Annotated in this window: 9 protein-coding genes and 1 tRNA gene; 6 read left to right on the top strand and 4 right to left on the bottom strand. The window is 31.1% G+C overall.

Features of this window, described 5'->3' with window-relative positions:
- From tuf to ACKI5C_RS06490, 3 genes are all read left to right on the top strand, one after another.
- Positions 1 to 1,156 (top strand): translation elongation factor EF-1 subunit alpha (gene tuf, locus ACKI5C_RS06480; RefSeq protein WP_407432361.1); only part of this gene is annotated, 1,156 nt, incomplete at its 5' end.
- A 70-nt stretch (positions 1,157 to 1,226) separates the two neighbouring features.
- Positions 1,227 to 1,535: a 30S ribosomal protein S10 gene (gene rpsJ, locus ACKI5C_RS06485; RefSeq protein WP_058739846.1), complete on the top strand. Its 309-nt coding sequence runs from the start codon at positions 1,227 to 1,229 to the stop codon at positions 1,533 to 1,535.
- 44 nt (positions 1,536 to 1,579) lie between these two features.
- Positions 1,580 to 1,662 (top strand) — tRNA-Ser (locus ACKI5C_RS06490).
- Positions 1,663 to 1,690: 28 nt separating this feature from the next.
- On the opposite strand, the gene cobK is transcribed toward ACKI5C_RS06490, so the two are convergent.
- The 3 genes from cobK to ACKI5C_RS06505 are packed head-to-tail and all read right to left on the bottom strand — an operon-like array spanning position 1,691 to position 5,313.
- Positions 1,691 to 2,488, bottom strand: a complete 798-nt coding sequence (gene cobK, locus ACKI5C_RS06495; RefSeq protein WP_407432362.1) for a precorrin-6A reductase — start codon at positions 2,486 to 2,488, stop codon at positions 1,691 to 1,693.
- The gene (locus tag ACKI5C_RS06500; RefSeq protein ID WP_407432363.1) at positions 2,485 to 4,920 is read right to left on the bottom strand and encodes a calcium-translocating P-type ATPase, PMCA-type; all 2,436 of its coding nucleotides are present in this window, start codon (positions 4,918 to 4,920) and stop codon (positions 2,485 to 2,487) included. The genes cobK and ACKI5C_RS06500 overlap by 4 nt, the downstream gene beginning before the upstream one ends.
- Positions 4,921 to 5,313, bottom strand: coding sequence for a UPF0146 family protein (locus ACKI5C_RS06505; RefSeq protein ID WP_407432364.1), 393 nt, complete (start codon positions 5,311 to 5,313; stop codon positions 4,921 to 4,923).
- 323 nt (positions 5,314 to 5,636) lie between these two features.
- Between ACKI5C_RS06505 and rimI the strand changes: the two genes are divergently transcribed.
- Complete coding sequence (gene rimI / locus ACKI5C_RS06510) at positions 5,637 to 6,080, top strand: ribosomal protein S18-alanine N-acetyltransferase (RefSeq protein WP_407432365.1); 444 nt, start codon at positions 5,637 to 5,639, stop codon at positions 6,078 to 6,080.
- On the opposite strand, the gene ACKI5C_RS06515 is transcribed toward rimI, so the two are convergent.
- Complete coding sequence (locus tag ACKI5C_RS06515) at positions 6,064 to 6,579, bottom strand: zinc-binding protein (RefSeq protein ID WP_407432366.1); 516 nt, start codon at positions 6,577 to 6,579, stop codon at positions 6,064 to 6,066. The two genes, rimI and ACKI5C_RS06515, sit on opposite strands and share 17 nt — an antisense overlap.
- A 92-nt stretch (positions 6,580 to 6,671) precedes the next feature.
- Here ACKI5C_RS06515 and ACKI5C_RS06520 point away from each other — a divergent pair, with 92 nt between their 5' ends.
- The gene (locus tag ACKI5C_RS06520) at positions 6,672 to 7,628 is read left to right on the top strand and encodes a hypothetical protein (RefSeq protein WP_407432367.1); all 957 of its coding nucleotides are present in this window, start codon (positions 6,672 to 6,674) and stop codon (positions 7,626 to 7,628) included.
- 85 nt (positions 7,629 to 7,713) lie between these two features.
- Complete coding sequence (gene prf1 / locus ACKI5C_RS06525) at positions 7,714 to 8,958, top strand: peptide chain release factor aRF-1 (RefSeq protein ID WP_407432368.1); 1,245 nt, start codon at positions 7,714 to 7,716, stop codon at positions 8,956 to 8,958.
- Positions 8,959 to 9,272: the final 314 nt, after the last annotated feature.

The raw sequence follows: 9,272 nt of genomic DNA on the forward strand, positions 1-9,272 counted from the left end.
AAAAGCTGGTGCAATCGCTGAACAACAATTAGATGACGGAGAAAACAAATTCAGATTTGTTATGGACAAATTAGGAGAAGAAAGAGAAAGAGGAGTAACTATCGATTTAGCTCACCAAAAATTCTCCACCAAAAAATACGATTACACTGTAGTAGACTGCCCAGGACACAGAGACTTCGTTAAAAACATGATCACTGGTGCTTCCCAAGCAGACGCAGGTGTATTAGTTGTTGCAGCTGACGACGGTGTCATGCCACAAACTAAAGAACACGTGTTCTTATCAAAAACTTTAGGTATTAACCAATTAATCGTAGCTATTAACAAAATTGATTTAGTAGATTACAGTGAAGACAAATACAACGAATTAAAAGAAGAAGTATCAAACTTAATTAAAACCGTAGGTTTCAACCCTGCAGAAGTACCTTTCATCCCATTATCTGCATTTGAAGGGGACAACATTAAAGAACCTAGTCCTAACACTCCTTGGTACAAAGGTGACTCATTAATTGATGCTTTAGACAAATTAACTCCACCTGAAAAACCTACTAACTTACCTTTAAGAATTCCTATTCAAGACGTTTACTCCATTACTGGTGTAGGTACTGTACCTGTAGGAAGAGTTGAAACTGGTGTAATGAAAAAAGGTGAAAACGTTGTCTTCCAACCTGCTGGAGCTTCTGGAGAAGTTAAATCCATCGAAATGCACCACGAAGTATTTGATATCGCTGAACCTGGTGACAACATCGGATTCAACGTAAGAGGTGTAGGTAAAAACGATATCAGAAGAGGAGACGTAGCTGGACACACTGATGCTGCTCCTACTGTAGCAAGAGAATTCAAAGCACAAATCGTTGTTTTACAACACCCTGGTGTAATCACCGTTGGATACACCCCTGTATTCCACTGTCACACTTCCCAAGTAGCATGTACTTTCTTAGAATTAATGCAAAAATTAAACCCTGCTACTGGTGCTGTTGACGAAGAAAACCCTGATTTCTTAAAAACTGGTAACGCAGCTATTGTTAAAATTAAACCTACTAAACCAATGTGTCTCGAAAATGCAAAAGAAATCCCACAAATGGGTAGATTTGCTATCAGAGATATGGGTCAAACTGTTGCAGCTGGTTTATGTATTGAAATCACTGAAAAACAATAAGTGTGAAAGGTTGTGTTTAAGTTTTTAACTTAACACTCTCTTTTCTTTTTTTGTATTTTGGGGGCTAATAATGAATCAAGCAAGAATTAAACTCACAGGAACAGATCCTGAAAAATTAGCATATGTCTGTGATCAACTCAAAAATATTGCTGAAAGAACTGGAGTTGACTTATCAGGTCCTATTCCATTACCTACTAAAAAATTAGTAGTACCTACAAGAAAATCACCAGATGGTGAAGGTAAAGCTTCTTGGGAAAAATGGGAACTTAGGATTCACAAACGTTTAGTCGGTATCGGAGCTGACGAACGTGCAATGAGACAAGTAATGAAAGTTAATGTTCCTGACAATGTAAGTATTGAAATTGAACTTAAAGGATAAATATTTAGATTTATTCTCTAAATATTTCCTTGTTATATTCTAATGCCGAGGTAGTCTAGTCTGGTAAGGCGCGGGACTTGAAATCCCGTGGAGTTTCTCCTCCTGAGTTCAAATCTCAGTCTCGGCGCTTCTATTTTTTTTAAAATTATTTTTTTTTAATCAAATATCTTTTCTAATTTTTTATCAAATTCATTCAAATTAGAAACAGTATCTTTTTTATTTAATTCTTTGATGACTGGTCGTTTAATCATTATTAAGGATATATTCTTTTGATTTGCCGCTTCGATTTTTTCAACAACTCCGCCTATTTCACCGCTTTCTTTTGTTATCATGACACTTGCATCATATTTTTCAATTAAATCAATGTTTTCTTTTAAGCTGGCGGCACCATTCATTGGAATGATATGATCATTTGCAATGCCTAATTTTTCACATTTTTCAATTGATTTTGGAACTTTAAGAATGCGCGGATAAAACCTGTCCTTTGAAACATTTTTTAATATGTCTTCCATAGTGTTTGCACCTGCAAAATGGAGCACATTGCCTTCAGGTATCTGTCTGGCTATTATTTCTCCTGCATCTTCAAAGGATTTTGCATAGATGATGTGGGTTGTATCCATATCCTTGAAATTAAGTGGCGGTCTTTCAAAACGAATATATTCTATTTCACATATTTTAGAAAGACTGGCACTAGTTTGTGTAATGTGTTCGGCAAATGGGTGAGTTGCATCAATAAGCAAATCAAAGTCAGAATTATTGATTATTTCAATAAATTCATCTTTTAGAATGCGTCTTGAAATTGTATCGTCACTACCTGCTTCAAGAGCTAACTTTGATCCATATTCTGTTGTTGTAGTTGTTAGAATATATGTATCGTAATTCTTTTTAAGATGTTTAATTATTTCTGTGGAGTCTTTTGTTCCTCCCAATAACAATATATTCAATTTCCTCATTTTATCATTCTATTCATTATTTTTTCAACAATTATTATTGTAAATGCAGTAATTATAATCATAATCCAGTCAGTAATTCCAATAGCTGTTGTTTTGAATATTATTTGCAGTTGCGGAATGTATATTATCAATATCTGCAACAATAATGAAAGCACTATTCCTAAATAGAGATATTTGCTTGATTCTTCGGAGTTTGATTTACAGTTCAATGCATTAAATAACTGATAAATCACAAATAATGTAAATGCGACAGTCATTGCTTTTGTCTGTGTTGATATCTGTGTTTGGTATAGGAATACGCCAGTTGTACCTATTGCCATTACTAAACCGGAAATCAGTATTCTTGTGAGAACTTTTTTATTTAAAATGTCTCCTGTTTCAGGTTTTCTTTTCATAATGTTTTTTTCAGCACCTTCCATTCCCAATGTTTGTGCTGGGGGTCCGTCCATCACTATATTGATCCATAATAATTGGACTGGAGTAAATGGAATTGGTAAATTTAATAAACTTGTACCTATTATTGTTAAAATTGCACCTATGTTGGTTGATACTTGGAATTTAACAAATCGTTTGATATTATCATAGATTTTTCTTCCTTCTTCAACTGCTTTAACTATTGTTGCAAAGTTATTGTCTTCAATAATCATATCTGCAGCTTCTTGTGCAACTTCGGTACCATTACCCATGGCAACACCAATGGAAGCTTTTTTAAGTGCAGGAGCATCATTTACACCATCACCTGTCATTGAAACAATATGTCCTTTCCTTTTTAATGTTTCCACTATTCTCATTTTTTGTGTTGGTTTTACTCTTGCATAAACTTCAATATCTTCCACTATTTCCATATATTCTTCATCACTTAAATTTTCAAGTTCACTTCCAGTTATTACTTTTCCGGTAGTTAATATGTTAAGTTCGCTAGCTATTGCCTTGGCGGTTATTTCATAATCTCCTGTAATCATTACAACTTTTATTCCGGCATTCTGACATTCTTTAACTGCTTTTTCAGCTTCTTTTTTAGGGGGGTCAATTATTCCAACAAGACCAGTAAATATCAGATTTTCTTCATCATCCAGATTATCTTTTGTTTTGTATGCAAATCCGATTACTCGCAAAGCATCATTTGCCATTTCTCCTGTCTTTTTCAATACCTTTTCCTTAATTTCTGGTGTGATTATTTTGATATTTCCGTTGTCATCTATATATTTACTTTTATTTAAAATGATTTCTGGAGCACCTTTGGATAATATTATATTATTTTCTTCACTACATGTATATTCACAGCTCATCATTTTACGATTGCTGTCAAGTGGAATTTCATTAACTCGTTTATATTTGCCATAATCATCTGAAGCGTTATTGAAATACTTTAAAATAGCTCCATCTGTAGGGTCGCCTATGATTTCATCATGGTTTATAACTGCATTATTACATAAAACTCCAATCAATGAAGTTTTGCTTTCGTTAAAAAAGTAACTTTCTCGAACAGTCATTTTGTTTTCAGTTAATGTTCCTGTTTTATCACTGCAGATAACGGTACATGATCCGAGTGTTTCAACAGAAAGTAATCTTTTAACAATAGCATTTGATTTTGCCATTTGTTGCATTCCCAATGCTAATGTTAATGTTAATACTGCAGGCAATCCTTCAGGTACGGCAGCAACAGCAAGCGAAACTGCAGTCATAAAAGTCTCTACAATAGGTATTCCTTTTGATAATTCTAAAATAAAAACAAAAACACATACTATAATTGATATAAATGATAATACTTTTCCAAGTTTTGATACTTTGTTTTGAAGAGGTGTATCTTCGCTTTCTTCCTGAACCATTCCGGCAATTTCACCGATTGCGGTTTCCATTCCAACTTTTGTTACTACTCCTTCTGCATTCCCGGAAATTATGTTTGAGTCCATATGGACTTCATCATCAATATCTTTTGATGCGGGTTCTGATTCACCAGTTAAAAATGATTCGTCAACCCTTAAATCGTTTGATTCAATTAATATCAAATCTGCAGGTACTTTGTCTCCTTCCTCTAAAATAACAATATCTCCGACTGTCAAATATTTGGATTCGATTTTTTGTATTTTAGAGTTTCTCCTGACAATGCTTTCCTGTGTAGTAAAGCTTTTTAGCATTTCTACAGCTTTTTGTGAACGGTATTCCTGAATAAATCCTAATATTGCATTCAATAGTATTGCCAGCAATATCACTGCCGAATCAATCACGTCTCCCACTGCATAAGCTGCTATTGAAGCAACAAATAAAAGGCCATTTAAAACATCAATAAACTGCTCTAGAAATAATTTGATGGGACTTTTGGGTTTTTTTTCTTCAAGTTCATTTAATCCGTATTTTGATTGTCTTTTTTGAACTTCACTTTCAGATAACCCTTCGGCGGATGTTTGAAATTTAGATAATATATCACTCATTTACACACCTAATGTATAAAAACTTGCTTTATTGTAATTTTTCAATTTTAATTTTACTCTTCTTGAATTTACGTCTTCATTGAATAATGGTTTTATTATTAATTTTGTATTTGTTTTTAATGCTAAATCAATTATATATGGTTGCAATTCACTTGGAGGCCTAATGGAATAAATAATATCTAAATTTTCGTATAATTTTAAATCAGGATTTGTAATGTCGTCTTTGATTACGTCACAATCTCCTGGAGAAATGTCCGTTTTTATTATGTCGACATTTTCCTGTTTATTTAGATAATCATAAACTTGCGTGAATTTACCTATGGCTACTTCACATATTCGGGTTGGATTTTTATCGCATTGTAATAAAATATATTCTGCAAAATTTTGCCACATTTAATCTAAACCTAAACTTTCAATTCATTTTTACAATGTATCTCTTTTCAGAGTAATTAATCTTGTAAATACAAATGCTGGACGAATTTTAATTCTTAAAAAATTCACATTTGAATTTATCTTAAATCTATTTTCTTTTTTTTACTATTTATTATTATATTTTTTTAGAAAAATAACTTTGTAGTAATCCTCATTTTTATTTTAAGTAAATTTAAAATAAGGAAAAATAGATTTTTTTTAAAAATTTTTTTCACAAATCAAATAGGATTTTCTGTAAAGCTAGAAAAATGTAAATAGTAATTTTAAATATATAGTTTATTTGGATGATAATTCGTGAGTTTAGACAGGGAGATTTAAAAAGAGTTTTTGAAATTGAGAACATGTCTTTTGACCAATCATATGGAATTAACATGTTTAAAAGTTTGTATGATATGGGAACCGGATTTTTGGTGGCTGAAGATGAAGGATATGTTATCGGTTATATTATTTTTTGGATAAAATATGAAAATCAGGGTCATATTATCTCTCTTGCTGTTGATAAAAACTATCGCAGACAAAAAGCAGGGACCCGTTTATTATCAAAGGCTATTCAGGTTTTAATGTTTTTTGATATAGCTAATATCTATTTGGAAGTCAATGAAAATAACTGTGGAGCATATAAATTTTATAAGGGATTTAACTTTAAAGTGGATAGGATTGTTCCGAATTATTATGATGGCGGTGATGGAGCTATAGTGATGTATTTGCCAATTATACGTTCGGGTTAGTTAGATTGGCAAAATTCATTTGGCTGTATTGTATTAAAGTTTCTTGTGTAATTGCTCCAGTTAAAATTAAGATTAACAGTAAAACTAAGTAGAATATGAATATTGCAAGCTGGATACGTCCATGTTTTTTTGCAACAGGATCTTTTCTGGTTATAAGATAAATTGCAATGATAAGGCCTAAAAGTCCACCTAAAATTGAAAAAATATACCCTAACACTATTAATAATTTTGTGGTTGTTGATGTAGGTTTATTTTCGCTGCTGTCCACAACTTTTTTCTGGATAATAATCGGACCAAATGTTGCATCCGGATTTTGTTTAAAGATTAAAGGACTTCCACATTTCACACAGAATTCAGCTTCTTCCGGATTTTCATAAAAGCACAATGGGCATGTATTTGGAGTATTTTCTAAAGTTGGATATTCATATCCGCATTTTATACAAAATCCATATTGGTCATCACCAGCTGTGTGGCATTGGGGACATCTTCTTACAACCATATTATCACTTATTAAAATTTAGTTAATCAATTTATTTAAAAGTATTTATTTACAAATATATTATCAATAATCAATAACTGGGTGAACAGATAATGCTTGAAAAAATAGAAATTACACAAAGATTCAATTTTAAAAAATTAAACAAGCATTATGAATGTTTTATAATTGATCTGGCAAGAGGTTATGCCTATTTTAATATTAATGAAATGATTTATCCTGATCAATTCTTTGAAACAAGTTATTCTTCTTGGACTCCAATTCTAAATGATTTGAAAACTCGTGTTTCGAGTAAAATCCACAATTTGAATGAAAAATCCGTTGAAAAGTTTAGAAGTGATTTCGATAAATTAGATTTATTTGATGATTTCGAATCTGAAAGCTTTTCATATTTTGAAAAATTGGAAAGTATTTACTCATGTAATATCAACTTATATTATACTGACAATTATCAGGAATTCTGTATTAAAAATGATTTTCCAAAAGATTGGCTAATTTTTGCTGAATTATTATTTAAATTATTTAATTTTGATGTTTTAAATGTAGGTAATCTTGAAAAAATAGTGACTAATTTATTTTTCAATATTCGACGTGATGGAGTATATGATAAGAAAAATAATAAATTAAAATTAACATCGCTGGAGTTTGGACATTATAAGGTATTTCCATACGATACGCCCCATCCAAGCATTATTGTTGATGTTGAAAATAATGAAATTACCGGCTATTTTGAAAAAAAGGACGCTGACTTAGATATTCTTTTTAATCTTTTAGAAAAATATGGTGTTTATGAATGGATTTTTGAGGATTATCAGAATAAATCTAAAAACCATGATTCTCCAGTTTTGGACGGCTATGACTGGTATTTGGAACTAACATTTGACGATTCGATTGTTTGGAATATTTTGGGTCATAATGAGTATCCTGATACATATTTATGTCTTGCTCGTAAGATTAGGAATTTAACCAATTTGGATTTGCTTGAGCTTGAAACAATTCCTGATGAGGAAAAAGAACTCTTTATTTCTTATGGGAAAATGAAATTATCTTAAAAAATAGCCATTATTTCATTAATTATTTATATCTGTAATAAGATAATTTTATATATTATATTAATTTTATTTATAGGGGATAATTATGTCAGAAGTCTCATCAAAAGAATTATATGAATTTAAAAAAACTTTAAAAGAATTATCACAAAAAAGAGGAAGGGGTACAGAACTTGTTTCAGTTTATATTCCGCCGGATAAGCAATTGAGTGATGTCGGTAAACATATGAGGGATGAACTTGGACAAAGTTCTAACATCAAGAGTAAGCAAACCAAGAAAAATGTTCAGTCAGCTATTGAGGTTATTTTACAAAGTATTCGTTTATATAAAAAGCCTCCGGAACATGGTTTGGTTTTATTTGTTGGGATGATTCCTAAGGGTGGTCCAGGTACAGAAAAAATGGAAAAGTACATATTGGAACCGCCTGAACCTGTTGTAACTTACTGGTATAAATGTAACAATGAATTTTTCCTAGAACCTCTTGAATACATGATTGAAGAAAGGGATACTTATGGTTTGGCTGTAGTTGACAGAAAAGAAGCTACTATTGCTACTTTAAAAGGTAAAAAAATTAGTATTGTTGGCCATTTAACCAGTGGTGTTCCGGGTAAACATAAGGCAGGGGGACAATCACAAAGAAGGTTTGACCGTGTAATTGAAGATGAAGCCCGTGAATTTTTAAAACGTATTGCTAAACGTATCAATGATGAGTTCTTACCTTTGAAAGATGATTTAAAAGCTGTTGTTATCGGCGGACCGGGTTTTACAAAAAATGATTTGGTGGATGCAGATTATATCCAGTATGAAATCAAGGATAAAATTATTGCTACTGTAGATACATCTTATACTGGAGAATTTGGTATTCGTGAAGTTATTAATAAATCTACAGATCTTTTAAATGAATTGGATGTTATTCATGAAAAAGAAGTTATTCAAAAGTTTTTAGGTGAACTTAGAAAAGATAATGGTTTATACTCATATGGTGAAGAGGAAGTTAGAAACAATCTGGTTATAGGTGCTGTTGATACTTTGCTTTTATCTGAGGATTTATCATCAATGCGTAAAACTTTCAAATGTGGTAGCTGTGGTTATGAAACTGGAATAACTGTAAAAAATCAATCTGAAGCAGATTCACTTGAAGAACGTTGTCCTGAGTGTAATGAACTGCTTAAAGAGGAATCTTCAGAACTTTTAGTTGATGATTTTGTTGAATTGGCTGAAGAAATGAATACTAGTGTTGAATTTATTTCCACAGAAACTGAAGAAGGTATGCAACTTTACCGTGCATTTGGTGGTATTGGGGCAATTTTAAGATATTATGTAGGCCATTAGGGATTTTTTTAAATCCTTATTATATTTTTTTAATTATTTTTTCATCGGACATATATTTCCGACCTTTTGTTATTTTTTCCAGTCGGACATATACTTCCACCCATTTTTGTTTATATTTTTAATAAATATATTATTCATTGTTTATTTTATTAAATATTTATCTATATTTATTTAAATTTTATTCAATTTTTTAGGTTTTTGTACACAAAATAATTATTTTTACTAACAATTGTAGATTATTATATTAAAACTTCTATATTTTTTATATATTTATATTATTTTATTAACTAAATGTTTAATATTTTTATAGATAT

The sequence above is a fragment of the Methanobrevibacter sp. genome, from assembly GCF_045646045.1.
In the GTDB taxonomy this organism is placed as follows: Archaea; Methanobacteriota; Methanobacteria; order Methanobacteriales; family Methanobacteriaceae; genus Methanocatella.